General features: G+C 33.0%; 26 protein-coding genes and 1 pseudogene. 19 read left to right on the top strand and 8 right to left on the bottom strand.

Annotated features, from left to right (window positions below):
* Positions 1-67: 67 nt before the first annotated feature.
* From KM149_RS02090 to KM149_RS02100, 3 genes are read left to right on the top strand one after another with little or no spacing between them, the layout of a single operon-like run.
* Positions 68-2146, top strand: coding sequence for a peptidase domain-containing ABC transporter (locus KM149_RS02090; protein ID WP_214971310.1), 2079 nt, complete (start codon positions 68-70; stop codon positions 2144-2146).
* Positions 2139-5033 (top strand): type 2 lanthipeptide synthetase LanM, encoded by a 2895-nt coding sequence (gene lanM / locus KM149_RS02095; protein ID WP_214971307.1) that lies wholly within the window; start codon positions 2139-2141, stop codon positions 5031-5033. The genes KM149_RS02090 and lanM overlap by 8 nt, the downstream gene beginning before the upstream one ends.
* A 20-nt stretch (positions 5034-5053) precedes the next feature.
* The gene (locus KM149_RS02100; protein ID WP_241415494.1) at positions 5054-5884 is read left to right on the top strand and encodes a LytTR family DNA-binding domain-containing protein; all 831 of its coding nucleotides are present in this window, start codon (positions 5054-5056) and stop codon (positions 5882-5884) included.
* 364 nt (positions 5885-6248) lie between these two features.
* Here the strand turns inward: KM149_RS02100 and KM149_RS02105 are convergent, their stop codons facing one another.
* From KM149_RS02105 to KM149_RS02115, 3 genes are read right to left on the bottom strand one after another with little or no spacing between them, the layout of a single operon-like run.
* Entirely contained in the window at positions 6249-6749 is a 501-nt protein-coding gene (locus tag KM149_RS02105) for an ATP-binding protein (RefSeq protein WP_241415495.1), read from the bottom strand.
* Positions 6750-6767: 18 nt separating this feature from the next.
* Positions 6768-7172: an ATP-binding protein gene (locus tag KM149_RS02110; RefSeq protein WP_241415496.1), complete on the bottom strand. Its 405-nt coding sequence runs from the start codon at positions 7170-7172 to the stop codon at positions 6768-6770.
* A gap of 10 nt (positions 7173-7182) precedes the next feature.
* Positions 7183-7839: a Mu transposase domain-containing protein gene (locus KM149_RS02115; RefSeq protein ID WP_241415497.1), complete on the bottom strand. Its 657-nt coding sequence runs from the start codon at positions 7837-7839 to the stop codon at positions 7183-7185.
* Positions 7840-8559: 720 nt separating this feature from the next.
* On the opposite strand from KM149_RS02115, the gene KM149_RS02120 reads away from it, so the two are divergent.
* From KM149_RS02120 to KM149_RS12005, 5 genes and pseudogenes are all read left to right on the top strand, one after another.
* Positions 8560-9405, top strand: coding sequence for an ABC transporter ATP-binding protein (locus tag KM149_RS02120; RefSeq protein ID WP_214971304.1), 846 nt, complete (start codon positions 8560-8562; stop codon positions 9403-9405).
* On the top strand, positions 9395-10087 hold the full coding sequence (locus KM149_RS02125) for an ABC transporter permease (RefSeq protein WP_103356740.1): 693 nt from the start codon (positions 9395-9397) through the stop codon (positions 10085-10087). The genes KM149_RS02120 and KM149_RS02125 overlap by 11 nt, the downstream gene beginning before the upstream one ends.
* Positions 10088-10126: 39 nt before the next feature.
* Positions 10127-10312: a LuxR C-terminal-related transcriptional regulator gene (locus tag KM149_RS12000; RefSeq protein ID WP_214971301.1), complete on the top strand. Its 186-nt coding sequence runs from the start codon at positions 10127-10129 to the stop codon at positions 10310-10312.
* Positions 10312-11529 carry a S8 family peptidase gene (locus KM149_RS02130; RefSeq protein WP_214971298.1) on the top strand — a complete coding sequence of 406 codons (1218 nt, stop codon included), beginning with the start codon at positions 10312-10314 and terminating at the stop codon, positions 11527-11529. The genes KM149_RS12000 and KM149_RS02130 overlap by 1 nt, the downstream gene beginning before the upstream one ends.
* A gap of 406 nt (positions 11530-11935) precedes the next feature.
* Positions 11936-12085 (top strand): annotated as a pseudogene (locus tag KM149_RS12005) (transposase); the annotation flags it as partial.
* Positions 12086-12412: 327 nt separating this feature from the next.
* Here the strand turns inward: KM149_RS12005 and KM149_RS02140 are convergent.
* Positions 12413-13642: an MFS transporter gene (locus KM149_RS02140; RefSeq protein ID WP_214971293.1), complete on the bottom strand. Its 1230-nt coding sequence runs from the start codon at positions 13640-13642 to the stop codon at positions 12413-12415.
* Positions 13643-13800: 158 nt separating this feature from the next.
* On the opposite strand from KM149_RS02140, the gene cidR reads away from it, so the two are divergent.
* From cidR to KM149_RS02185, 9 genes are all read left to right on the top strand, one after another.
* Positions 13801-14730, top strand: coding sequence for a cidABC operon transcriptional activator CidR (gene cidR, locus KM149_RS02145; protein WP_060829400.1), 930 nt, complete (start codon positions 13801-13803; stop codon positions 14728-14730).
* A gap of 78 nt (positions 14731-14808) precedes the next feature.
* Entirely contained in the window at positions 14809-15201 is a 393-nt protein-coding gene (locus KM149_RS02150; protein ID WP_050329938.1) for a CidA/LrgA family protein, read from the top strand.
* A complete protein-coding gene (locus KM149_RS02155) occupies positions 15198-15884 on the top strand; it encodes an LrgB family protein (protein ID WP_214971289.1) in 687 nt (228 codons plus the stop codon). Before KM149_RS02150 ends, KM149_RS02155 begins: the two co-directional genes overlap by 4 nt.
* A 113-nt stretch (positions 15885-15997) precedes the next feature.
* Positions 15998-16180: a hypothetical protein gene (locus KM149_RS02160; RefSeq protein WP_214971343.1), complete on the top strand. Its 183-nt coding sequence runs from the start codon at positions 15998-16000 to the stop codon at positions 16178-16180.
* Between the two features lie 413 nt (positions 16181-16593).
* Complete coding sequence (locus KM149_RS02165) at positions 16594-17562, top strand: ABC transporter permease (protein ID WP_050329942.1); 969 nt, start codon at positions 16594-16596, stop codon at positions 17560-17562.
* On the top strand, positions 17552-18511 hold the full coding sequence (locus KM149_RS02170) for an iron chelate uptake ABC transporter family permease subunit (protein ID WP_050345177.1): 960 nt from the start codon (positions 17552-17554) through the stop codon (positions 18509-18511). The genes KM149_RS02165 and KM149_RS02170 overlap by 11 nt, the downstream gene beginning before the upstream one ends.
* Positions 18508-19269, top strand: a complete 762-nt coding sequence (locus tag KM149_RS02175; protein WP_214971286.1) for an iron ABC transporter ATP-binding protein — start codon at positions 18508-18510, stop codon at positions 19267-19269. The genes KM149_RS02170 and KM149_RS02175 overlap by 4 nt, the downstream gene beginning before the upstream one ends.
* A 57-nt stretch (positions 19270-19326) precedes the next feature.
* The gene (locus tag KM149_RS02180) at positions 19327-20361 is read left to right on the top strand and encodes a ferrated catecholamine ABC transporter substrate-binding lipoprotein SstD (protein WP_214971282.1); all 1035 of its coding nucleotides are present in this window, start codon (positions 19327-19329) and stop codon (positions 20359-20361) included.
* A gap of 235 nt (positions 20362-20596) precedes the next feature.
* Positions 20597-21478 (top strand): hypothetical protein, encoded by an 882-nt coding sequence (locus tag KM149_RS02185; protein WP_182281025.1) that lies wholly within the window; start codon positions 20597-20599, stop codon positions 21476-21478.
* An 89-nt stretch (positions 21479-21567) separates the two neighbouring features.
* On the opposite strand, the gene KM149_RS02190 is transcribed toward KM149_RS02185, so the two are convergent.
* Positions 21568-22017, bottom strand: coding sequence for a MarR family winged helix-turn-helix transcriptional regulator (locus tag KM149_RS02190; protein WP_060829405.1), 450 nt, complete (start codon positions 22015-22017; stop codon positions 21568-21570).
* Positions 22018-22152: 135 nt separating this feature from the next.
* Here KM149_RS02190 and KM149_RS02195 point away from each other — a divergent pair, with 135 nt between their 5' ends.
* Both KM149_RS02195 and KM149_RS02200 read left to right on the top strand, forming a co-directional pair.
* Entirely contained in the window at positions 22153-22782 is a 630-nt protein-coding gene (locus tag KM149_RS02195; protein WP_016426117.1) for a nitroreductase family protein, read from the top strand.
* 323 nt (positions 22783-23105) lie between these two features.
* A complete protein-coding gene (locus KM149_RS02200) occupies positions 23106-23849 on the top strand; it encodes a GTP pyrophosphokinase (RefSeq protein WP_165545264.1) in 744 nt (247 codons plus the stop codon).
* A 116-nt stretch (positions 23850-23965) separates the two neighbouring features.
* Here KM149_RS02200 and KM149_RS02205 read toward each other — a convergent pair whose 3' ends face one another.
* The 3 genes from KM149_RS02205 to KM149_RS02215 all read right to left on the bottom strand — a co-directional run bounded on the left by KM149_RS02205 (position 23966) and on the right by KM149_RS02215 (position 26993).
* The gene (locus KM149_RS02205) at positions 23966-24523 is read right to left on the bottom strand and encodes a M23 family metallopeptidase (protein WP_214971276.1); all 558 of its coding nucleotides are present in this window, start codon (positions 24521-24523) and stop codon (positions 23966-23968) included.
* Between the two features lie 317 nt (positions 24524-24840).
* Positions 24841-25698: a CHAP domain-containing protein gene (locus KM149_RS02210; protein ID WP_050345181.1), complete on the bottom strand. Its 858-nt coding sequence runs from the start codon at positions 25696-25698 to the stop codon at positions 24841-24843.
* A 581-nt stretch (positions 25699-26279) separates the two neighbouring features.
* The gene (locus tag KM149_RS02215; protein ID WP_103356315.1) at positions 26280-26993 is read right to left on the bottom strand and encodes a lysozyme family protein; all 714 of its coding nucleotides are present in this window, start codon (positions 26991-26993) and stop codon (positions 26280-26282) included.
* Positions 26994-26998 lie beyond the last annotated feature (5 nt).

The following is a 26998-nucleotide window of genomic DNA, read 5'->3' on the forward strand; positions in this document are numbered from 1 at the left end:
TAAGGGAATCCTTAATAAATTTAAGAATAAATAGTGTTATATTTAAGGTGATGAGGTGAGACTTACAATGAAAAAAACTCCATTTATTGAGCAAACTAATGATCAAGACTGTGGGATAGCTTGTGTAACTATGCTATTAGCACAAAAAAATAAAAACATCACCATAGACAGTATAAGGGAACAATTTAAAGTAGGATCAAACGGATTGAGCATGGGGAACTTGTGCGAAATTCTTGAGTTTTATGGTGCGAATGTGGTGTGTGGAAAAGCAAATAAAATAGAAGATTTTTTAACACCTAGTATTGTCCATATGAGAAAAGGGCATTTTGTTATATTAGAAAAAGTGAAAAAAGGAATTGCATATATTGTCGATCCAGCTAAAGGGCGTAAAAAATATATAGTTTCTAAAATGAAAGATAGTTTTTCTGAGTACTTCCTATCCATAAATAATATTGATGCACCTATAAAGAAGAGGTATCAATTACCTAACTTTAGGCCGTTTGTGAAAATAGGTGTTAGTTTACTTATCGTGACTGTATTAATTCAAATTTTATTGATACAAATTCCATTATTAATAAAAAATCTAACTGACAACATTAACAGTTTTGACATTATAAAAATAACTCCTTTGTTAGTTATATTAATATTAATATATTTATTGGCTAATTGGTCAAGAGGGCTATTAGTTATTAGCATAGAAAACAAATTAGATTACTCTATTATGAATAAATTTATTTTAAAGTTAGTAAATATGCCTGCTTCAGAATTTTCTCTAAGAAGTAGAGGCGATTTGGTTTTTCGAGCAACTGCAAACGAGATAATTAAGCAAATTTTATCTAGTAAAGTTATAGCAGTTTTTATAGACTTAGCATTTCTTGTTTTATATTTGTATTTACTAGTAAATTTATCTTTTCAGTTTGGCGTTTTGATTGTTTTGTTGAGTGTTTTAGTCTTTCTAACTTTAGTGTTAACAATGCCTAAGATTATGGATTTAACAGATACAGATGTATCAGCGAAATCAGATTTACAAACATTTTATACTGAGTTAGTTGGAAGAATTATAGATATTAAGACTCAGAATTTAGAAAACACGTATTTGGAACAATGGAAGCGATATTTTCATAATCAGATTTCAAGCTTTAAAAAGAGAGAAATTTTAAATAATAAGTTGAATACTTTGATACAAGCCTATCAATTTTCATTACCCTTGATTGTTTTTGTTTTGGGTATATCCTACGTTAAAAATGGAAATATGAGCATGGGCACTTTATTGGCTATAAATTCTATAGGAACAATGTTTATGGCACCAGTAATATCTTTGAGTAATTCATTTGCTGAAATAATTTATGTAAAAAGTTATATATCTAAAATTACAGATATCATAAACTACCGTACGCAAGAGCAAAAAGTGAAGTTCTATGAAGCTAGTGATTTTAGGGAAGATTTAAAAATTAAAAATTTAAGTTTTTCATATGGAACTTTTGAAACAGAAATTCTTAAAGATATAAATATGGTAATACCAGCAAATAAAAAAATAGCGATAGTGGGCAAATCCGGGTCAGGTAAAAGTACGTTGTTGAAAATACTCGCTGGAGTATATACGGATTATGAAGGCGAAATAACATTGAATAATAAAGATTTTTCCACGTATAGCTACGGGCACCACCTAGGAGTGGTATTACAAGAAAGCGGACTTTTTAATAAGACGATAAAAGAAAATATTTCGAATATATTAACCGACGAAAAATGTTTAGAGTTATTAAAGGAAATGAATTTTAGCGAAGAGTTGCAAGCATTACCATATGGTTTACATACTAAAATTAATGAGGAAGCTAGTAATTTTTCTGGAGGTCAAATTCAGAAGATTTTGTTAGCAAGATCGCTTGCAAATAGTCCATCATTATTATTATATGATGAAGCTACTAGTGCACTAGATAATGAAAATCAAAGGATAATAAGTGAGAGAATCCGGAAAAAAGGTATAACTCAAGTTATCGTTGCACATCGACTTAGTACGGTGCTAGATGCCGATTTAATTTATGTTTTAGATAAAGGTAAAATTATAGAAAAAGGTAAACCTGAAGAACTATTGTCAATTAACAGTGTTTTTAATGAAATGATTAATGGAGGTAGGATAAATGAGTAATATGTTATATAGTAATGAGATCGCAAGTGAAAAAAAGTTAGTGGAAAATACAGATTATTCATTGTTAGATTTTTGGAAGGAAGAATCATTTTTGACCCATAGTAAGCACTGGCAAAAAAAATTAGCTACAGAGAACCTAACAGAAGAAGATTTAATAGCTAGAATTAATAAAAGTGATAGCGAATCAGAAAAGTTACTTAAAATGTACAAAAAACGTTATTTTAATATAGAAGATATTGAAGATAATAAAGAACTCGATAGAAACTATTTAACGCTTCCTTTTTTAAAAGAGTTTGATAGAAAGATGTCTTTACAAAATATAAGAAGTATTGATATTGAACATTCACGAAACCAACTTCACGAAATGTTGATGAATAACGTTATTAGAACATTTATTAAAGAAGTAAATGATTTTAGACAAGTGGCTGAATCTAAATCTCCTATTGAACAATATGAAGAGTTTCTTCAAAAAAATCTATTCAACAGAAAAGATCTGTTATGTTTCTATCTAAAGCATATTACTTTATTTAGAATCAACAGTGACATGACGTATAACTATATAAATTATATTTCAAGTATCATAAAAAATGTCGAAAATGATTACCAGAAGATAAAAGGACACTTTGGATTAGAAAATACTTTAAATAAAATCGATATAAATTATGGTGATACACACGAAAATGGAAAGAGTGTTGCAGTCCTCAGTTTTGGTGAAAAGGACTTAGTATTTAAGCCTAAAAATTTATATGTGACCAAGTGCTTCAATAAATTTGTTTCATATTTGAATACATACTTAGATAAGAAACTATATACAGTCAACCACCTATTGTTTGAGGAGTATTGTATAGAAGAGAAAATACCTTATGCATCGTGTGTTTCGGAAGGTGATATTAAAGATTATTACTATCGTTTTGGAAGTCTTCTAGGTATAATTTACATGCTAAACGGTAATGATATACATTATGAGAATATAATTGCTTATAAAGGATTTCCGGTGATAATTGATTTGGAAACGCTTTTTAATAATCAATTAGAAGGAGTTTTCGAAAGAAATGCAACCAATAAAGTGAAATATTTTTTAGCAAACTCAATAATAGGAACTGGTATGCTTCCTAAAAATTCATTTCCAGACAAGTATGGTAAAGGTTTTGACCTTAGTGCGTTAGGAAGTATATGCCAAAAAGTTCCAGTCAAAAATTTGTATATAGCTAACGATATGACATCTAATTTGACCTTAAAAGAATTAGACATGGAAATTTCAGAAACTAAAAACATCCCTCAATTAAACGATGAGAAGGTCAATCCTTATGAATATAATAAGTATATTTTGGATGGCTTTGAAAATATTCTAAAAGTATTACAAAATATAAAAAAAGAGTTGATTAAGGAACAGGGCGCCTTAGATATATTTCAGGATATACAAGTGAGGACGGTGATTAGAAATACAGATTTTTATGCTAACATTTTATTTGATTCATTATCTCCTGGAAAAACATCTGATGTTCTCTTAAGAGAAATGGTAGTAGATAGACTTTATCTTTCGTATCTCCCAGAAAATATTCTAAAAGAAGAAAAGTTATCGTTATTAAATAATGATGTACCTGTATTTTATAATAATACATCAACAAAAGACATATATACCAATAATTCAATTTATAAAGATATATATAAATCTTCACCATTAGAGTTAGTAAAGAAAAAATTCAAAAGATTAGATGAGGATAGTATAAAAAAACAATGCCAAATATTAAATGATATTCTATTGGTTAATAGCGATGTAGAGGATTTTAAAAGACAAAGAACGACTTTAAAGTATATCAAAAATGATAATCATGATTTTCGTAATGAGTTAATTACTAAAGAAATCAATAAATTGGTGGATTTTTCTTATAAAGGAGATTACGACTTTCAAGATATTAACTGGGAAGGTATGAGCTTGACGTTAAGCGGATCCTATGAATATAACGCTTTGAATATAAATTATTCAGACGGACTTTCTGGAATGTTTCAGTTATTATTATATGAAGGTAATGATTCAATTGATAGGTTAGTAAAGAATTCGTTACTTAGTAACATTAAAATACACGATAACCTTTATTCTTCATATTATGACATATTATCGGCATTAAAACCGCTTGTCATACTAGTGAATAGGTATAATGATATTGAATGTATGCAGAAAATATTTTCGATATTAGAAGCATACACATCTAATATGAAAAAAATCCAAAATTTAGATTTTTTCAGTGGCTTATCAGGTATACTATCATTACTACGAGATGCTTTTTTATATTGTAAAAATATCGATGTCAAAAGAGTGTTAAAAAAAGCTATTGTAATGACAGAAACTCAAATACTTAAGAATAAGAATAGAGTTCCTAAAGATATTGGTTTTTCTCATGGAAACAGCGGAATTATTTATGGTTTGTTACGAGGGTACGAAATTACTAATAACAATATAGTTTTGAAATTTGTAATGAATCTTATCAAAAAAAATGATGAAAGTATTTTTGAAAAGTACAGAGACTTCACGCTATCTCATGGATTATTAGGTGTTTTGTTGAGTAGAGCTTTATACAAAAAATATTCTCCGGATTACTCTATAAAAGAACATATAAATTTCTTAAAAAAACATTATTATTTTGATAATCACTCTATATGTAATGGTGCCAGCGGTTTTATTGAAACAAGCAATATTTTAGAAGAACTAGGTTTTAATGATTTAACTAATGAAAAAAATAGGATAATTTCACATATATTGGATTTAGATACTTTTTTATCCGGATTCCCTAATAACATCGATTCTTGGAATTTGTTACTAGGCAAAGCAGGATTTTTATATGCATTGAAACGTCACATAAACCAGGATATAATTAACCTTATCTAAGGAATTAGGAAGTGTTTTACATGGGAAGAGATAAGGATATCTATCTTGATGAAGTTAAACATGCTATGAAAAATAATAGTATTGTTATTGTAAAGCCTCCTCGTAGAAACGAAGGAGGCTTTATTGAATATATATTAAAAAATTATGATTGTTCAACTAATGTTGATCCAATTATACAAACTCTTCCAGGTATGGGAGTGAAAAGTTATATCAACTTTTTGTTAGTTTGGAATAACGAAAACGAAGCAATAAAGAAGAAAATCGAGGAATGTATACCAATCAATTCAACAAGTACAGCTTATTATCTTAACTTGGTATTAAATTCTAATATTGTCATATTGACAACACCTACATGTGAAATTATAAACGATCCATCTTTTTATGAAATAATAGACGTTGGGCAGTCTTTAAAAGAAAAAAAATACATTATTTTTGTTGATGATTTATCAAACGAGAATCTCAGAAAATACAAAACACTGAACTTTTCGGAACCGTTAACTAATGAGTTAATAATTCCGAAAAGTTTAAATGGGATGTCAGTGAAAACTGAAAATACAATCTTTTTTTCTCCAGAGGACGTTGTGTTTTTTGAATCTGTGAATTCTATAATATACGCACAATTAAATGAAGATAGAGTTCGTATTAAAACAACATTAGAGAATTTAGAAAAAGAATTATTAGGTTCGTTTTTTAGAACGCATAGATGTTATCTCGCAAATTTGAATTATGCTATTGAACTTACTCAAGTATCTAAATCTAGTTATGAAATTTCAATAGGTAATTATAATATCCCTTTATCTAAATATAGATTAAAAGCATTTAAAGAATCAATACATCAAAAAAATAGGTGATAATGATGTTCTTTCAACTTCTTAAAAAAAATATGTTAAATATGTGTTCATCAATGAATGCTTTAGGTTGTTTTTTAACTCCTTATGCAATATTTTTCATTACTTATGTACTAAATGTTATGGACGATATTGTTGTAGTTTCTACTTGGATCATAATGCTCTTCTTCAATAGTTTTTTTATTCCGATTTTTATAAAGAAGAGAGATATACAAAGTGGCAATGGTTTTTTATATTCTAATTACAATATCATATTTTCAAACTATTATTACTTTTCTATCATAATATCAATGCCGTATTATTTTCTATTGGTTTATATTGTGGCTAAACTGGCTTTTTTGATGTTTATTACAGGTTTATTTCTAAATTATATTAGCTTGAAATGGGCTTTAAGTATAAAAAAGAATAAGTTGATAGGTTTGAATGTAAACACATTGAGTTCCTTTTTTATTATATTAGTGGTGGGAGGAGCGTTGCTTATAGAATACCTTATAAGCATTGTACAATAGCATAGAAAGCATTTTTCGCCTCTTACATCAATGTTATATAAATCATTTTGAATAGTAAGGTGTGGATCTATGTCAAGAATACGGAGACAAAAAAAGAGAGTTCTACCGCGCTTCGCTTGTTTGCCTAGCCCATTGTCAATAGCGGTTTGAAAATGTCGTTTTTTAGCGGTTTGAGAATGACGTATGTTTAAACTTTTTTCACTTTTGTAGTCTTTAAGTCGGTAAGAGCCCCCTGTAATCTTAAATATTTTTGAATGATGAATAAGTCTATCAATAATGGGTGCTGACGCTATTTTGTTACTAAATGAATCCCCCCAACTAGAAAAGGGGATATTCGTCGTAATGATTGTGGATTTCATTTCATAACCTTAGTGACATCAATTGATAGAAGAGATCTGCTTGTTCTTTTGATAGCCTATCTCATCAATGATAAGCAGTTCAATTTTGTTTAATTGTTTTAAAGTTTTATTGATTATTCCTTTCTTCTCTAGAAAATGCATGGATTTTAATGTGAGTATTTCTTGTTTATTAATACTTGGTTGAAACGTAAAATCAAAATCACTTAAATATTTAATCTTAGGGAAACGTGCTAACTTAATAGCGCGTTTAAATTTTTGTTCAGCTTGATATTCTACTTCCTTTTCCGTCAACTCAAGTAAAATTTCAGTTAAAGATTTTTGATTCTTGGATAGTGACTCTAAATACTTCGGATAATAGTCTTTAATCATTTTTAGATTGAGCTGTCGAAAGTTTTCTAATAGCTTTTGATGGTCTGTATACATATCTGTTCTCCTATACCTCGTCATATTTTAATAATGAATCTTCGATATAACTAAGAATTTCTTGATCGTCTTTATGCTTGAGTACATGAGACTTCAAGATCTCACACATATCTTCGGTAACATAATTGAATTTCTTTTCCGATAAATGATGCGTTCTAATTAACTCGGCATCAAAGTAGATTGATAACTCGTCAGTCAATTCATTAAAGATTAATTGAACCTCCTCTCCAATAAATTTTGTAGGTACTGAATATTTACCTTTTCTAAAATTAACCATCGACTCTTTAGAAACGATTCGAATGCATTCATCTTCGACATAGGTGTCTAATAACTGCACATTAAACGGGTTCAATAGATGTTTTTCTTCAGAATTGAATAAATCAATGGGATAGCAGTCAGTTGCTTGGGACATTTCGTTATGGTTCATTTCATGACAAAAGTGATTGACAAGACTGATAAGTTCAACAGCGTCATAAAATTCATAATCGTAGGGCCTTAAACGCTGTTCCACAAATTTAGCTAAAGATTCAACAGAGCCCTTGGTTTGTGGTCTATAAGGCCTACACGCGATGGGTTCAAAGTTTGCATCTTTACTAAATTGATGGAAAAGGGTGTTAAATACAACTTTTCTATATTGCGTTCTAGGACGATCAACGACTGTTTTCATATTATCAAACCATATCTCCTTAGGAACGCCTCCGGTTCTTTCTTATTCTTACAATATTCTCTCAGAATCGTATACTTGCCTTCATATCCTTTTTTAGAAATATATTTATAAATCGCCATAGCCGTACAACCTAACTCTAATTTTTGTCTATAAGCGTTTTATACGGTTCTAATTTTGATACTCTCTTCGTCGTTTTCCTTGCTTTTATTCTTTCTAACTCATTTTCTTTTCCAGCTTCGTAATCCTTTTTGACTGTTCTTGGGTCGCAATGATACTGTCTACCCAGCTCAGTATAAATTGGTTTTATTCCTTTCATGACCTTCGTATATATCAAGTCTCAATCAAACAACCTCCATTCAAAGATTGAGTTGAGACATGATTATATATTTTAGAAACTAAAAAATGTAGGAAAAACAGCATTTTCATTCCGCCATTTTCCTACATTTTATAACCGTCATTTACAACTAATCTATAATTTCTTATAGCATCTTAACCATATCATCTAATATGTTTGAATTCTTTTTTCATTTCATTACAAAGAAAAGTGATTTTATTAGTTACTGTTGTTACTTCTATTATCAAAAAATCAAAAATAAGAGGGAATTCAGACTTACCCCTTAATTATTGGGCTCTATTCGGAATGATTTAACCACCATTCGGCTAAAAATATGAAATTTTTGCTTAAATTGCATTATGATGTTTGGCAAAGGAGTGAATAAAATGATAACCCTAAAAAATATACGGAAGAATTTTGGAAATAAATTTGTATTGAAAGGAGTAGATATAAAAGTTGATGAAGGTGTTATATATGGATTATTAGGTCCGAGTGGTTCAGGGAAAACGACGCTTATTAATATAATGGTTGGGAAGGTAAACGACTTTTCAGGCGACTTACTTATAATGAACCACAACAAAGATCAATTGACACAGAAAAGTTTCAAGGAAAATGTAGGGATAATGAGTGATGCTAGTTCAGCATATTCTAGATTAACCATAGAAGAAAATATAAGCTTTTTTTCTAGCTTATATAAAGTTGAAAAATCAACTGCAACATGGCTTATGAAAGAATTGCTGCTTTATGATCAAAGAAATGAAGTATATAAGAACTTATCCAGAGGTATGAAGCAACGAGTGTTGCTTGGTATAGCTTTAATTAATAAACCCAAATTGCTAATTTTAGATGAGCCAACTTCATCTTTAGACCCTAAAACTACTGAAAAAATACACAGACTAATTGAAAATATAAGAGAAAGCGGCACGACAGTATTTCTAACTACTCATGATATGGAGGAAGCAGAAAAACTGTGTGATCAGATTTCTATTCTGCATCATGGAGAAATAAAGTTGAGTGGTAATACTGCAATGATATTGCAAAAGAATAAGGAAATAGTTATTGAAACTAAAAAGCAGAAGTATAAAATAACGAAAAGTGATGATTTGAATGCTTACCTGCATGGGATTATGAGGGATGAAAAAATTGTAGATATAGATGTGAATCAACACACTTTGAGGAATAATTTTATTGAAATGACTAAAGAATCGGAGGAAGAAAGATATGGTGAATAGAATCTTTTCTATATTTAAGAAAGACTACTTAGAAATAAAGAAAAATAACTACCTTTTTTTAACTGCATGTATGCCCATTCTGTTTTCAATTTTGATTTATTTTAATGTTGGGGAAGATGCATCGGATATAGAGTTATTTTTAACGCTATGTGGTACGTATGTTTTTTCAATAATCCTAGTGTTGGCAAGTACGATAGCAGAAGAAAAAGAGTATAAGACGTTAGAAGCTTTAATAATGTCTCCTGCATCTTTTATTGAGATTTTAGTTGGCAAATCTATAGTACCTATATTGATTGGCGTGTTCAATTATTTTATGGGGTGTTACTTTTTATTAGATTTAGATTTACACAGCGATATTACAGAATTGGTATTACTTATTTTGATGATTGTTTTTTCAGTACTTTTAGGCATATTAATTGGTTTAGTATCTAAAAATATAACACAAGTGAATCTTTTATTTATCCCTGTATTTGTTTTTGTTACTTTGCCAGTATTATATGATCAGTTATTTAAGTATAATGAATGGTTATATGCAATTAGGTATCTTCCTTCTGCACAACAGTATGCTCTATTTATTAACGACACTAATTTATTTTTATCAATTAGCTTAATTGTATTATGGTCTGTACTGGTTACGGTTTTAAATTATTATTTTTACAGAAGAGTGATTATTAATAAGTAATTAATCAGTTTTATTTAAGCAATGGGGGATTGTATTAGTATGATTTCAACAGAGGATAAAAAGATAATTGAAATGATATGTTTAGAGTTTACCAATAAGCAGATAGCTAGCAAATTGTGTTATTCAGAAGCAGCAATAGAATATAAATTGCGGCAGTTAGCTAGAAAGCTTAATGTACAAACTAAAATTGGAATTGTTTATAGATACATGAAGGGGGATTTATGATGAGAAAAATTCTTTTTGTAGCGTCACTGGCATTCTTCTTGCTTATATTGCTGTCAAATAATAAAGTTTTCGGAAAAGAGGAAATAGTGAATTTTAATCAGCATTCGTCAAAAGGAGAAATATCAAGATTTATTCAAGAATTAAAGGCTAATAATTACTCAGTAAAATATATAGAAGAGATAAACTCTTTATTTATCTACAATTCAGATTCAGATATTGGAAGTAAAAGTATTATCTTAAAAAAATACAAGAAAATAATAAAATCGAATGGTGAGTCAATAAAAGTTTCTACTAACTCCCTTTTAGAGAAGGAATTTGAAGATTATAACTGGTTTATCAGGAAAATCATGGGTGCTGATATAGGAAAAAAAGATTATTCCTCTATAAAAGTAGGTGTTATTGATAGTGGTATAGATGCTAATAGTGTAAACATAGATGCTAAGAACTCAAAAAATTTCATTGATAATAATAATGATATAAGAGATAAAACTGGCCATGGTACGATGGTAGCAAATATGATTAACACAATTTCACCTAATGCTCGTATTTCTGTATATAAAGTAATAGATAAGGATCAAGGTGACAGTTCAGATATTATTGAAGCAATAGTAGAAGCCAGTAAAGTAAATGATATTATAAACATTAGTTTAGGAACATATAAAGACGTTAATAATGTGAAAGATAAACAGATAATAGATCTGTATGATAGGGCTATTAAATACGCAAATGAACATAGTACAATGATAGTTACTTCGGCGGGTAATGATGGAAGAAACTTGCTAAATAATAATAATAGACATTTACCAGGGGGACACCCAGATGTAATAACGGTAGGCAGTACTTTAAAGAATGACAAGGTAGCAAATTATTCGAATTTCGGAGAAAACTTAGATATTGTTGCTCCTGGAGGATATTTTGGAGAAGACTTTGATAAAAATCAAAATATTAATGTGAAGGATATGATAATAACAAAATTCCCAGAATATTTAGAACAAAATATAGTTGATAAGGCGCTAGGTTTGAAAAAGGGGTATTCATTAAATTATGGAACTAGCCTTTCTACCCCGCAGGTAACTGCTGCTTTAGTAAGATTGAAATATGAAAATCCGACTCTTAATTCGAGTGAAATTGAGAAAAAATTGTATAATAATGCATTGGATATCGAAGAAAATGGAAAGGATTATAAGTCCGGATATGGGTTGTTAAAAATAAAATAATTCATGTGATGTAGGGGAATAGCTGTATAAAGAGTTATTTTGGAACTATGTCAAGAATACGGCCACAGAAAAAAGAGAATTCTACCGCGCTTCGCTTACTAGCCTAGCCTATCAGGGGCTGGGACATAATTCCTGCCCTCTTCGCTAAAAAAGCTCTGATTAGATGTAAAAAAACATTTAATCAGAGCTTTTTTAGATATTATTTCAAAAAAATAAATTTCTCGCGTATAATATTAAATAACCAAAAGCATAAATACGGGGGAACTTTATATTTTATATATATAAAAATTATAACATGTTTTAACTTACACTTTCAATAGAAACTGAGATGTCTTTTCCTGAAAATGATATTGTATTCATTATTAACAAACTTGTAGAATCTATCCCCTAAGAAGTTTTTAATCCATATTATAGCCAAAGAGGTCCTTCATCATACCATCCAAAAATGATGTTAAAAATCATACTGCATAGTTATGCCAATTCTGTTTTTTCAGGGCGAAGAATCGAGCACCTTTTAAAAGATAGTTGCCGAAGGATGCGGCTTGAGCAAGGTTAAACGCCAACTTATAGAACCATCAATCGCTTTAGAGTGAACCCCCATATGATGGAATTTCTACATATTTTATTGGTCGGTTTAAGAGTATAAATGTCAAAATAAATATGTACAATTTTGCTTAAATAAGAATGTACATATTTATCTTTTTCTGAAGGGAAAGGATTGTATGCAACGGCACGCAATGATAACCTACGATCATGCATACACATCAGTTGATCAGGGGATATTGAGCGTGATTTTTATATTTGTTATAGGCATAGTGTAAAAAAGTGATAGAAAAGGCTGGGAAAACTTAAATGCCCCCCAGCCTTTTAAATGTGGACTTTTTCAAATCGCCTCATAACGTTTGACAGTTGAGAGTAATAATAGAAAGCCTGTTACGACTGTTGCTAAAACTAAACCTGACATCATAAGCGGTGTGAGTAACGTACCAATGATTAAAAATAGCCGCGATATGAGCTCTGCCCCAATCGGCACCCAACTGTCCAATGCAGAATGGGCACCACGTGTGTCGGCAGGAATAAAACGTATTTTTTCTGCTTCCACAGTCGGCGTAAACAAAATTTCGCCAATCGTGGCCATCAACATGAAGATAACGAGGACGAGCGCGTGGTTATTACTCATGATGACAGTATAGCCTCCCGCGAAAAAGAGAAAGCCAATATTTAAAATGGTGGCGACTTTGAAACGTTTGAAATAGTGTAAAATCGCAAAGCTTAAACTAATAATCGTCAATGTATTGATTAATAACAGTATTGAAAACATACGGACGCCATCAATCGGAAAGCCAAACCACTGAATCGTTTTAAATTGATGTTCTAAACGTACTGCAACATAGGATGAGAGCGACATTTCAGCGCTTAATATGAGCATACTACTGATGAGCAATAAGACGAATGGTCGATTGCGATATGCCACTTGATAACGTTGAAACATCGCCACAAAGCGACGTGCTGATGGATGACTGATTGTGCGACGCGCTTCTTGTACACCAAAATAGAGAATTAACACATTCACAGTCAAACAGATAAAAATTAGCATAAACAAACTCACCTTGAATGAACTGTAAAACAACCCACCCATCAACATCCCTAAAGCCGTAGAAGTGTTAGAAATCCAATATTTGAAGCGGGCATAGCGTTGTCGGTTTGTCTCGTCAATACTATCTAAAGCTAAAGCATTGTACATCGGTTTGGCTAAGGCAGTAAAGAGCTCATTGAGAAGGTAACAGGCCAAGAAAACTAAAAATAATAATTGAAATGACTGTGAACCTTCTAACTGAGCCAATACAGCCCCCATACCTAGGAAGAGCAGTGCACTCATTGCCGTTAAACAAGCGATGACATGCTTCTTAAGCGGTAAATGGTCGCTCAAATAGCCACCGATAATCGAACCGCTAAACTTTAATAAAATTCCGACAATGAGCATAAGTCCGGCTTTTTTACCGCCTAAATAGTGCGTGAGTAATAATGCCATAAACGGAAACACGGCATTCACTGAGGCATTTTGAATAAACAACATGAGTAAACGCAACTTCACATTTTTAGGTAATGTCATAAGCATATCTCCATTTTATAAGGTAAAAAATATGTAAAATTAGTATTATATTATCTTTAAAGTGTAAGCGTGTCAAAATTTGTGTGAGACCGTTGTGCACGTTACAATTTGTAAGAGGCATTGGGCTATAATAAAGAGAAAGAATGGAGGGTTATCGTTTGGATATCAAACAAATGAAATACTTTGTAGAAGTTGTACGTCAAGAAGGGATGACACGTGCAGCGGAAACATTGTATATTGCACAGCCAACAATTAGTAAGGCAATCAAAGAGCTAGAATTAGAGTTAGGAGAGCCATTATTTGATCGTTCGAAGCGGCAACTGAACTTAACGGATGTGGGTGAAGTTTTCTTTAATAAAGCATGTGAAATATTAAATTTATATGATAGCTTACCTTTTGAAATCAGTAGTTTACTCGGAATAGAGAAAGGTTATGTTTCCATTGGATTATCTGCCATTATGGATATGGAAAGATTTGGACAAGTGTTGGGAGAATTTCATCAAAAGTATCCGGATGTCGTTTTTAATCTGAATGAGAACGGCGGGAAAACGATTGAAGCTCAAGTGAGAAACAATGATATCCATTTAGGGTTAACGTCATTACCAGTAAATAACCAAGAATTCGATTCATTCCCACTCTATTCAGAGCGCTTTGAAGTGGTGATGCATCATCTCCATCCGTTAGCACACCAACAAAGTGTGACAATTTCTGATTTAAAAGACGAAGATTTTGTGATGTTTAATGAGGATTTTTATTTGAATGATAAAATCATTGCGGTAACACGCCAAGCGGGGTTCGTTCCGCATATTGTTTCTAAAATTTCGCAATGGCGTTTTATTGAGCATTTAATTACTGCCAAGATGGGGATTAGTATATTGCCTGAGAACATCGTGCGTATCATTGCTCAAAATCCAGAAATCAGAGTCTTACAACTGAGTGATGTCACGTTAGATTGGGAGATGGGTGTGATATGGAAAAAAGATGTCCATCTTAACCATGCTACAAAAACTTTTTTGGACTACCTAAATATCCATCTACCATTGGCACAACAAGGAGATAGCGTTATCATAGACAAAAGTAATGATTGATATGAAAAACCAATATTTTTCTTATGTATCATCACCCTTTACAATAGAATCATTCGAATGAAGAAAAGGGTGGATGAAATGATTAAGTTGAAAAAGTGTTTTAAAGTGTTATCACAATTACTCATCATATACGGCATTACATTATTAGGTAACGGGATTCAACAATTATTTCACATCCCACTTGCAGGAAGTATTGTTGGATTAATCCTATTTTTTATTTTACTGCAGTTCAAAATCGTGAAAGTAGAATGGATTAAAGAGGGCGCAAATTTTCTACTCGCTACGATGGTGTTTTTCTTCATTCCTTCTGTGATAGGCGTGATGGATGTGGTTTCTGAATTAAATTTAAACTTCGTTGTCTTTTTCTCGCTTGTTGTTTTAGGGACTGTACTTGTCGCTTATAGTTCAGGTTTAGTTGCTGAAAAAATGACAACAGGACGTGTATTTCGCAAAGGGCATGAGCAATCATGATATTTTTACAGGGCGTTGCAATGATTGCGTTGACAGTCGTGATGTATATACTGTCTAGAAAATTATATACAAAGTTTAAATTTCCTATTCTTAACCCTGTTTTAATCACATCTATAAGTGTCATTATTATATTACTCTTATTTCGTCTCGATTATCACAGTTATATGGTTGGGGGACAATGGATTAATCAATTACTCGGATCTACCGTCGTTTGTTTGGCTTTTCCATTGTACTTAAATCGTCACAAGATTTTAAAATACTTCAAAACAATCTTCGTCAGTGTGTTAACTGCGGTCACTTTAAACTTTTCCCTAATTTATTTTACTTTAAAGTTACTCGGTTACGGTCGCGAAGATATCGTGACTTTGTTACCTCGGTCGATTACAGCCGCGGTCGGAGTGCAAGTGTCACATCAGCTCGGCGGCGAAGATACAGTGACAATTATGTTTATTATTGCTACTGGTCTCGTCGGAAGTATGATAGGTGCAACACTTGTGCGCATGACGAATTTTCAAACTTCTATCGCACGTGGGATGACATTTGGTAATGCTTCTCATGCATTTGGTACTGCACGTGCTTTAGAGATGGACTTAGAGTCAGGCGCATTTAGCTCAATCGGCATGATTTTATCTGCCGTTTTAAGTTCCGTTATGCTTCCAATCTTATTGATGTTGTTCTATTAATGAATAAAGAATCGTCATGGCTACCCCTACACGCCATGACGATTTTTTTAATTTTATATTGATAAATATGATAATATGATATTATTCACGAGATGACATTGGAGGTGCAGGAAGTGAACACCATGTTCTTTATAGTGATTTTATCGGTTTTAACGGTGATAGCTTGGGTCATTACCATTCGTGCGTTTAAACGTACAGCAAAACCTGGTAAAATCAGTCCGAATAATTGGGCGGTGATTACAGCCGTTATTACAACGCTGACAATTATGTTAATGTTTATTTATAGCTTGATGTAGACTCGCATTAAGAATGTATCATCATGACAACTGACAATGACGTTTTGAGTAGGTTGCTCAAACACTTGGAGTTCTTTTGAGCTGTATTTTAAGATGGACATTGCATCACGCAGTCAAACCGCGTTTCTATGTTCACTGCTGACAATTATCATATGCAGATTTCAATTTCCACATCATTTGCAATAAAACTGTATTCTTAAATGCAGTGTGCGCGAAATGATGTGGCTTTTTTATTTTGATGTTCACATTGTGATGAACGTTGATAAGTATTTAACAATTATTTTTAAATGAGAACTGGATTTAAGCTTAATTGAAAATTTAAATTTAATATTGTGTAAAAGTTGGCTTAATGCTAAAATTTTATTGATAATGAAAATCATTATCAATATTTTGCTTTTTAAGGAGCCAGAATAATGCGCGTGATAATGAATGTTTATGTGTTGTTCTTGATCCTAAGTGTGCTCACTGTCTGCTCTTTATTTATAGGTGTGAGTCGTGTCCCTATCACTGAGCTATTTCAATTTAATGCGCATCAACTGAATATTTTATGGGCAAGTCGAATACCAAGAACAGTAAGTATATTAATTTCTGGGAGTGCTCTAGCACTTGCAGGCCTCATTATGCAACAAATGATGCAAAACAAATTTGTGAGTCCAACGACTGCAGGGACGATGGAATGGGCAAAATTAGGCATTTTAATATCACTTATCTTTTTCCCAAAACAACATATCCTTTTAAAATTGGTTTTCGCCGTTTTATGCAGCTTATTTGGAACATTTATGTTTGTTCAAATTGTGCAACGGATTAAGTTCAAAGATGTGATCTTTGTACCGCTCATCGGCATCATGCTTGGTGGGATTGTCTCTAGTTTTGCGACCTTTATTGCACTAAGAACAAACGCTGTTCAGAGTATTGGCAATTGGCTAAATGGTAATTTCGCGATAATTACGAGCGGGCGCTATGAAGTTTTGTATTTGAGTATACCGCTACTCATTGTTACATATATTTTTGCAAATCAATTTACGATTGCTGGAATGGGACGTGATTTCAGTAAAAATCTTGGCTTAAATTATGAATGGATTATGAATATAGGCTTGTTTATTACTGCCACGATGACTGCGCTTGTTGTAGTCACTGTTGGGACGTTACCTTTCTTAGGGTTAATTGTACCGAATATTGTTTCAATTTTTAAAGGTGATCATTTAAAAAATGCGCTGCCACAAACAGCGCTTCTTGGCGCGATTTTTGTGATGATTTCTGACATTTTTGGACGTCTTATCGTTTATCCATACGAAATCAATATTGGATTAACGATTGGTATTTTTGGCACATTTGTTTTTATTGTGATGTTAATGAAAGGACGTCGACATTATGAACAATAAACCTTTGAGAACACTTATCTTTCTAATGATAGGTACAGTGATTACAGCTTTGATGTATTTATTGATCGGAATTGATTTCGAAATATTTGCATACCAAATTTCAAGTCGACTTAGAAAGTTTTTCTTAATTTTATTAGTTGGCGCTGCGATATCCGCATCGACAGTTGTTTTTCAGTCGATTACCGTCAATCGACTATTAACCCCGTCCATTATGGGATTAGATGCTGTCTACTTGTTTAGTAAAGTATTGATATTATTTGTATTTGGGGTGAATTCAGTCTTAGTTCATTCTTTTTATTTAAATTTTTCAATATCGCTTATTGCTATGGTCATATTTGCATTGCTTTTATTTGAAGTCATTTTCAAATTCGGTCAGTTTTCTGTCTATTTTATTTTACTGATTGGTGTTATTCTAGGGACATTTTTTAGAAGTATCACCGGTTTTCTTGAGCTCTTAATTAACCCAGAAGATTTCTTAGCCGTGCAAAGTGCTATGTTTGCAAATTTTGATGCATCTCAAACACCGCTTGTAATGATTTGTGCGGTTGTGTTACTTGTATTGCTTGGTATTACAGTGGCAATTATTCCTTATTTAGACGTTCTCTTATTAGGGAGAGCCCAAGCGATTAATTTAGGTGTGAATTACAATGTGGTCACACGCTTACTGTTAATTCTTGTCGCACTATTAGTCGCTATTGCAACAGCTTTAGTGGGGCCGATTACCTTTTTAGGTCTTTTAACAATTAACTTAGCCCATGAGTTAATGAAAACATTTGAGCATCGCTATATATTACCTGCAACAATTTGTATCAGTTGGATCAGTTTATTTTTAGCACAGTGGATTGTGGAACACTTATTCGAAGCAACAACACAAGTGAGTATACTGATTAATTTAATTGGTGGTATTTACTTTATTTACTTATTAATGAGAAGGAGGACAGCGGCATGATTTGTATTCGAGGATTAAACCAATCTATCGATGGTAAAGAGATACTCAAAGATATTGATGTTGATATTGAAAAAGGAAAATTAACATCTTTGATTGGTCCGAACGGGGCTGGAAAGAGTACATTACTTTCAGCAATGAGTCGTTTGAGTTCATTTGATTCTGGATCTATTGAAATCGAGGGACAAGCAATTGAAACGTATCAAAGTCAGACACTTGCGCAACGTTTATCCATCCTGAAACAAACCAATCATACGGAGTTAAATATTACCGTTGAACAGCTCGTTAATTTTGGTCGCTTTCCTTATTCGAAGGGCTATTTAAAGAATGAGGATAAAGAAAAAGTTAATGAAGCACTCTCATTATTAAAGTTGGAAGAAATTCGACATCGTTATCTTAAAACGTTATCCGGAGGTCAGCGTCAACGTGCTTATATTGCGATGACGATTGCGCAGGATACGGATTACATTTTATTAGATGAGCCTTTAAATAATTTGGATATGAAGCATTCTGTCCAAATTATGCAGACGTTACGTGAACTGGCTGCTTTTCACAATAAGACCATTGTGGTTGTATTACATGATATTAATTTTGCTTCTGTATATTCAGATCGTATTGTCGCTCTGAAGGGGGGCAAATTGGTCAAAGTGGCACCTAAACGCGAAGTCATTCATACAGCCGTATTAAAAGAACTTTATGAAATGGATGTCAAAATAGAAGAAATTCGTGGTCAACAGATTTGTATTTATTTTGATGAATAATGATGTATATCATTAAAAGCAACACGATTAAATAGCTTAAGTATGTGGAGGAAAACAATGAAAAAACTAGGTCTATTATTAATGATGACACTCATGGTGATTTTAGTCGCATGTGGTAATCAAAACAATGATAAAAAAGAAGAAACGAAAGGAGCAGATAGCAAAAAAGCGGTTGAAATTAAAAATGATTTCACTTTAAGAGGGGAAGCTAAAGATGGCAGCGAAGACAAATCATATCAAGATACAGTGAAATTAGATAAAGATCCTGAAAAAGCAGTCGTTTTTGATTATGGTACGGTCGATACGATGAAAGCCCTTGGATTAGAAGATAAGATTGTCGCGTTACCAAAAGGTGAAGGCAATGCATCACTTCCAGATTTCTTAGATGAGTTTAAAGATGACCGCTATGCGAATACAGGAAGTTTGAAAGAAATTAATTTTGATGTTGTCGCAAAAGCAAAACCAGATGTTATTTATTTATCACCAAGAACAGCGTCACAGAAAAATATTGATGAATTAAAAAAAGCAGCCCCTAATGCAAAATTAATTTATATGGGTGCTAATGATAAAAATTATGTATCTTCTATGAAAACAAATACTGAAAATTTAGGTAAGATTTATGGTCAATCAGATAAAGCGAATCAACTTGTTAAAGATTTAGAACAAAAGATTGATGAAATGAAAGCAAAAACGAAAGACATTGATGAAAAAGCAATGTATTTACTTGTTAATGAAGGTGAATTATCAACTTTTGGCGCTGGTGACCGTTTTGGTAATTTAGTTTATGATACATTAGGATTTAAACCTGCTGATCACAATATTAAGAGTAGTAGACATGGTCAGAATGTGACAAACGAATATGTCAGTGAGAAAAATCCTGGTATTATTTTTGCGATGGATCGTGGTCAAGCGATAGGTGAACAATCTTCAGCTAAACAGGTGCTTAGCAATGATGTGCTTAAAAATGTAAAAGCAATCAAAGATAAAAAAGTTGTCGAAGTAGATCCAAAATTATGGTATTTTGCATCTGGTTCAACGACTACGACAATTAAACAAATTGATGAATTGGAAAAAGGGCTTAACTTAAAATAAGATTCTAAGCTTTTAGTGATTCTATGTTATAGATAGGGTTGGAGCGATACGGTTCCAACCCTATCTTTATACAGAGCGTCGAAAAGTTAGTTTGTAAGAAGTAAGTTACCATAGTAGAACACGTTGATGATAAGTAATATGGAGATCAAGTATCGCTATGGCGCTTATTCGATTCATTATCGATTAAAAAATTGGTATAATACGTTTAAATTGAAAAAACGAAAGAGTGAGTAGGATGGTCAATACTTTAGTCATCACAGACGGTCAACCTTACACCCATGAATATGTAAATATGATGCGGGAGCAAGGTCATAAAGTTTATGTACAAGTGTCACCTACTATGGCACAAACGACGAATGGGCGAACACGCCATATTGATTTATTTAACAAAGCAGCTGTTGGAAAGGCGCTAGAAGATATTGCTTTTGTCGTTATCATTGGAGACCCACATTATTCTAACAACGCCTTGACACAAGGACGGGTTATCAATTTGGAACGACTCATCTATGATAATTTAGCAACCGCTATGCATCAAGCGGGCGTCCAAAAATGTTTAGCAATTCAAGCACACCTCAATCCTATACTTGAACAAACATTGGCAGCTTTTAATATTGATGTGATTCATCAAAAAATAAAAGTGAGACATTTAAAATGGGGAAAACGTGCACTTTACCAACTGAGTAAAGAAACACAAACTGTACGTTCTATACAGGCCCTTGAAATTCCTGAAAATGTGTCCATGGATGGTGTTACGTCTATGTATGGTCGCTTTCTTAAGACATTGAATGGCCGATTGATTAATGGTGTCTATGATGGAACACGTTTTACAATTATTTTAATGCCATTCAAGTTACCCCTTATTCAAATGTATCACGACACCACAAGTGATCCTGTTAAAAGCGTGGTACTCAATATTACAGGGGGATTGCTTGTTAAAAGAAGCGGTCGGATTCCAAGGTTAGAGTTTAGACGTTTAGAAGGGGCAACAACGACTTGCTTAATCGCTTTGCATGATTTTGTGCCGAGATTACCTTGGCCGATTTATCGTTTAACACAGGCGCCATTGCATGTTGGCGTTTCATATTTATTTTATAAGTATTGGAATAGCTTTAAATAGAGAAGAGACTCTAAGTTGCTAAAAAGAAAAACTCACCTAGTCAACGTGACAAGGTGAGTTGAAGTGTATCAACGACCTATTTTGGTGTTTTACAGTGCCGTTGGATTTGAAGGAAAGTTATTATCTAGAAAACGTTGTAAAATACCAACCATATCTGCCAAATCATTGCCTTCAAATTTAAGTGAAGCACAGGCATCAACAGTGACATTTCTTAATTGTTGCTTCAGTTGACGCCCTTCATCGGTCAATGAAATATTAAGGTTACGTTCGTCTTCAGGGTTTCTAATTTTTTCAACAAATCCTTGAGCAACCAACTTTTTAATAAGTGGTGTGAGTGTACCTGAATTTAAATAAATTCGGTCACCTAAACGTTTAATATTGATCACTTCATCATCTTCTATTGAAATCAATGTAATATAACCTGTATATGTGAGATTATAATTTTTTAAATGCGTGCTATACTTTTTAATGACTTCTTTGGAAGCGACATAAAATAAAAAGCATAATTCTTTATTTAAATTTTTATCTTGATTTGTCATTTTCAGACCCCCAGTATATAGAAGTGATTATTTCTATTATAACACTTTTCTCTTGATTCAAAAGAAGGTATAAAATATAATCAAATAGCACTTGATTAAATGGATTATTATAAAAATAAAAGAAAGGTGATACTTATGGCACTTAATCAAAACTTTGAGGAAATAATGACAGGAAGACGTTCGGTAAAATTATTTGACGAATCTGTTAAAATTCCACGTTCAGAAATGAATGAGATGATTAGAAAAGCGACGTTAGCACCTTCATCAATTAACATGCAACCATGGCGCTTTGTAGTAGTTGATACAGAAGAAGGTAAAGATACATTACGTCCACTTGTTCAATTTAATACACGTCAAAACGATTCATCTGCAGCGATGATTGTTATTTTCGGTGATATGTTAAATTATGAATATGCAGAAGAAATCTATGGTTCTGCAGTTGAACAAGGCTTTATGCCAGAAGATGTTAAAGTTGACCTTGTTAAACGTTTTGTAGGTATGTATGAAGGTCTTGATCAACAATCAATGAATGACATCGTTAAAGTGGACAGCAGTTTAGCTGCGATGCAGTTAATGTTAGTTGCACGTGAACATGGTTATGATACGAACCCAATTGGTGGCTTTGAAAGAGAAAAAATTGCTGAAGGTTTAGGATTAGATCCTCAACGTTATGTACCTGTTATGATCGTAGCAATTGGTAAAGCAGCGCAAGAAGGTCGTCCAAGTGCACGTTTAGATGTAGACAGAATCGTTCAATATCGTTAAACCTAAAGAGACATTGCTATTCGCTGTGTAAAGAGTGGCTTCATTGCGAATATGTTCTCCATCCCCAAGGCTAAAATGAACGTAACTTTCATTTCCTTAAATGAGATCATTTGCCACATAATTAAAGTGATAGTGACTGATGAACAAATTGATGGTAATAGACCAGATTTGAATCTGTTGCTATCACTTTTTTTGCAATTTTTAGCTAAAAATTCGATAATACAATCATAAGTAGTAAAGTGGTAAGTAGTGAAAACATCGATGACATGGGAGTAAAGACAAAAAATGATAAAACGCGTATCCAATCAATATGGGGTGAGAACATGTTTGTAGAAAAAAACGCGCCAATCAATGTTCAAAGTTTGAAGCATGAATTTGCAAGCTATCGAATTGAGGATTTAAAGCATTTGGACCAACCTGAGGAAATTATCGCATTTGTAGCACTCGAACATTCGTATCGTGCAGCTTTAGAAGAGATTAGCACAAAATTGAGGATACTAGACGAGGATTTCCAAGTCAAAAATGCACATAATCCAATTCATCATATGGAGCGACGAGTGAAAAAGATACCAAGTTTACTCCAAAAACTTAAAAGAAAAGGCATCGAAATTACCGCGAAAGCTGCACAAACACATATTATGGATATTGCAGGAATTCGAGTCGTCTGTAATTATATCGATGACATTTATACTGTGGAGCAACTATTGTTAAAACAAGCAGACATTAAATTGTTGAAGCGTAAAGATTACATCGAAGTGCCTAAGCAAAACGGCTATAAAAGTTTACACATTGTTGTTTCAGTCCCTATATTTTTGACAGATGGGACTGTTGAGACACCCGTTGAAATCCAATTACGTACAATCGGGATGGATATGTGGGCAAGTTTAGAACATAAATTGCATTATAAAAATACAAATGGCAATACAGACGTTTATCGTCATACATTGAAAGAATGTGCGCTTGAAATTGCAAATGTTGAACGCAAAATGCAACGTATTCATCTCAATATTCAACAAGATGATGTGAGCAATCAAAATACAACGCATCATCCCTATTTGGAAGAATAACCTGATGTCATTAATAAGCATGCATACAACGTATATGAAACGTTGGTATAAATAAAACGCTATGTCAAAAGGACATATTAAGAAATCGAACGGTGCATTGATTTCTCAATATGTCCTTATTCAATGCGATAAAGGCTACGTTGTTGATGTGGCAATTGATTAATAAAAGGTTCAGGATCTTCGGCAAAACGATTACCAATACCGCCTTTCATACGTTGGAAATGGAGGTGAGGGCCTGTTGTTTGTTCCCCCGTATTACCAGATTGTGCGATGACTTCTCCAGGAGAGACAGTATCACCCACTTTAACTTTATATCGGTTTAAATGCATAAACCATTGATAATGTGTGCCGTTAGCTTCGCGAATCTCTAAAACATTGCCACCTAATTTATTTTTAAATGTACGTGTCACAGTACCGTGTGTTGGTGCAAGAATTTTCGTGTTTTCAGGTAATGCGTAATCGATACCATAATGACGTGAATCACCATTAAATGATAAACCATGGTTATACTTTCCAAATCCATGTGTTTTTCGATCGGGATGTACATACTTTTCATATTGAGCTGTATACCAATGTGTGAGCTGTGACTTGAGCGTGTGGTCATTCCGAAGCGCAGTAAAAGCCCCCCCTAGCGTGGTCATACAAAAAAGTATAAAAAATAAGGAACGTTTCATATATCCTCCTTATATAAATAAGTAATATTATTTTATAAGGCATATGTATTCAGCACAATGATTTTGTTTCAAAGTAGCACGTAGCTAATTATATGGAAGGAAATGATTCATATATCATAGCTGTGTGCACGAAAACATGAACAGCTTGCTTAGGGGCTAAAATCTCAACTCAATTTGGCTTAATTGAAGAGGAAACGAAGTTATATCATAGCAGTTTTATTATAAAAAGAAGCGCTAAGACGATTTTCTGTTAAGAATCATCTTAGCGCTTCTTATTTTAGTATTGATGTCCCGATTTATTATATATTAACTAGCGATTAGTGAATAAAGTTATAACCTGCAGCTTGGCTTGCAGAGATCGTACGTGAAGTGACAACACCAGCACCGTGGCCATAGTTCATTTCAGACACTGTTACTGAACCATTTGAACCGACACTTTCAACGTAAGCAACGTGTCCATATGCCCCAGCAGACGTTTGCATGATTGCACCTGCAGTTGGTTTGTTGTTTACTGTGTATCCAGCTGAACGCGCTGCGTTTGCCCAGTTATTCGCATTGCCCCAAGTTGAACCAATTTTACCGCCTGCACGTTCAAATGCATAGTAAGTACATTGACCAGAAGTATATAAGTTTGATCCAGATGCAGTTGTTGCGATAGAACGTCCACTTGTAGTTACTGTACCTTGATTATAAGTAGGTGCTTCAGTAGCCATTGTTGTGGCTGTTTGTTGTGTTTGGTAGTTAACTTGGCTTGTTGTTGTAGTAGGTACTGTTACGTTTGATGTTGATTGTGCATTGTATGCACTGTATTGATAGTTTGTATTTGTATTATTATTTGTATTGACTACAGGTGTTTCAACTGAAGTGTAGTCATAGTGATAAGTGTAGTTTTGGTTGTTAGTTTGGTAGTAGTAATAATCAACTGTTCCATCACCATTTTCTGTATAAAAAACATAATCTTGGTTGTTAAACATTGATGGATCCCAGTTTCCGTCTAATGTATGGTGTTTGTTACCATTTACGTCTGTTGTTACGAAGTCTTGAGTTGCTTCTGAATATGTTGTCGTGTAGTGCGATGTTTCATTAAGTTCTGCTGCTTGGGCGTCATTAGAAGCCATGTAGCCAACTCCAACTAAACTCAAGGTAGCGATCGTAGCAGTAGTTAATTTTTTCATAATTAAAAAGTCTTCCTCTCTGAATTCGTTTTGTTACTGAAAGCATCATAGCACACTCATATGATGGAATAAACCATTGTAAACAATTTTAAGTGTGAATGTAACATAAATGAAACAAAAGATAAAATGACGTCTTATTTTACATTAGTGTGTAATTCATATTTTATAAAACGGAACAATGGAAAATTTTGACTTTAATCAAAAATCAGAAAGTGATAAATGGGATCAAAGACTGCCAAAATAGCTTCTTATTTCTTTTAACCTGCTACTTAAAACAAAAAATATAATCATTTTTTATACAACGAAAAGAGAGAGGTTATTGAAATTGAAGTTAGAAGTAGTATGAATTTCACATAAAGCATAAAAAATTGAGTTCAGTGACACGTACTAAAAAGGTTATATGAACTTCAACAAGTTGGCACATTCTTTGTAAATGAAAATGGGGGTGAGAGGGAATAGGAATTAGCGTTATAAATAAAGCTTTAAAATAGTAGGGATAGTGTCACTCGATTGAAAAATAACATTAAACATAAAAAAGGATTCCAATTTTGGAATCCTTTTTTATAATATATTGGGTTAAATTACATTCCCCAAGCACTTAAGCCTTGTGCTTTGTATGCTTTTGTAGCAGCGTCCACTTGTTGATCGAAAGTATTTGTTGGTCCCCAACCTGGCATAGTTTGGAATAAACCTGACGCACCTGAAGCGTTACGCGCGTTTAATTGACCATTAGATTCACGAGCGATGATGTGTTCCCAAGTTGAAGCAGAAACACCAGTACGTTGTGCTAAAATTTGTGCTGCTCTTGAACCGTGGCTACCAGCAGTGTTGCCGTTTGATAATGTTACAGAACCAGCACTGTTTGATGAAGTTGATGAAGTTTGGTATGAAGGTGCTGATTGTTTCGCTGGTGCTGAGTAATTTGATTGTTGTACATTTGAAGCTTCATTATTTCCGTGGTGTGCTGAAGCTTGTGCACTGTAGTCAGCCATTTGAGTTGGTTGTGCTACTGATGATTGTGCCATTTCTTGACCTGAACCGTAACCGTATGACCATCCGAATGTCACACCGTCAGACCAGAAGTGGAAGTTTACGCCATTTACAGTGAAGTGGTAGTCGTATGCACCATCTTCAATTGCATGTTCATTTAATGATTGATCGTTGTTTAATGCTAATTGAGCTAATTCTACTTTATTAATATTTTCTTCTGCGGCATTCGCGTCTGCTGAATGTAAAGCAACACCTGTAGTTCCTAATGCTAATGCTAAAGAAGATGCAAGTAATGTTTTCTTCATAATAA

The sequence above is a fragment of the Staphylococcus coagulans genome (assembly GCF_022557135.1).
Classification (GTDB): domain Bacteria; phylum Bacillota; class Bacilli; order Staphylococcales; family Staphylococcaceae; genus Staphylococcus; species Staphylococcus coagulans.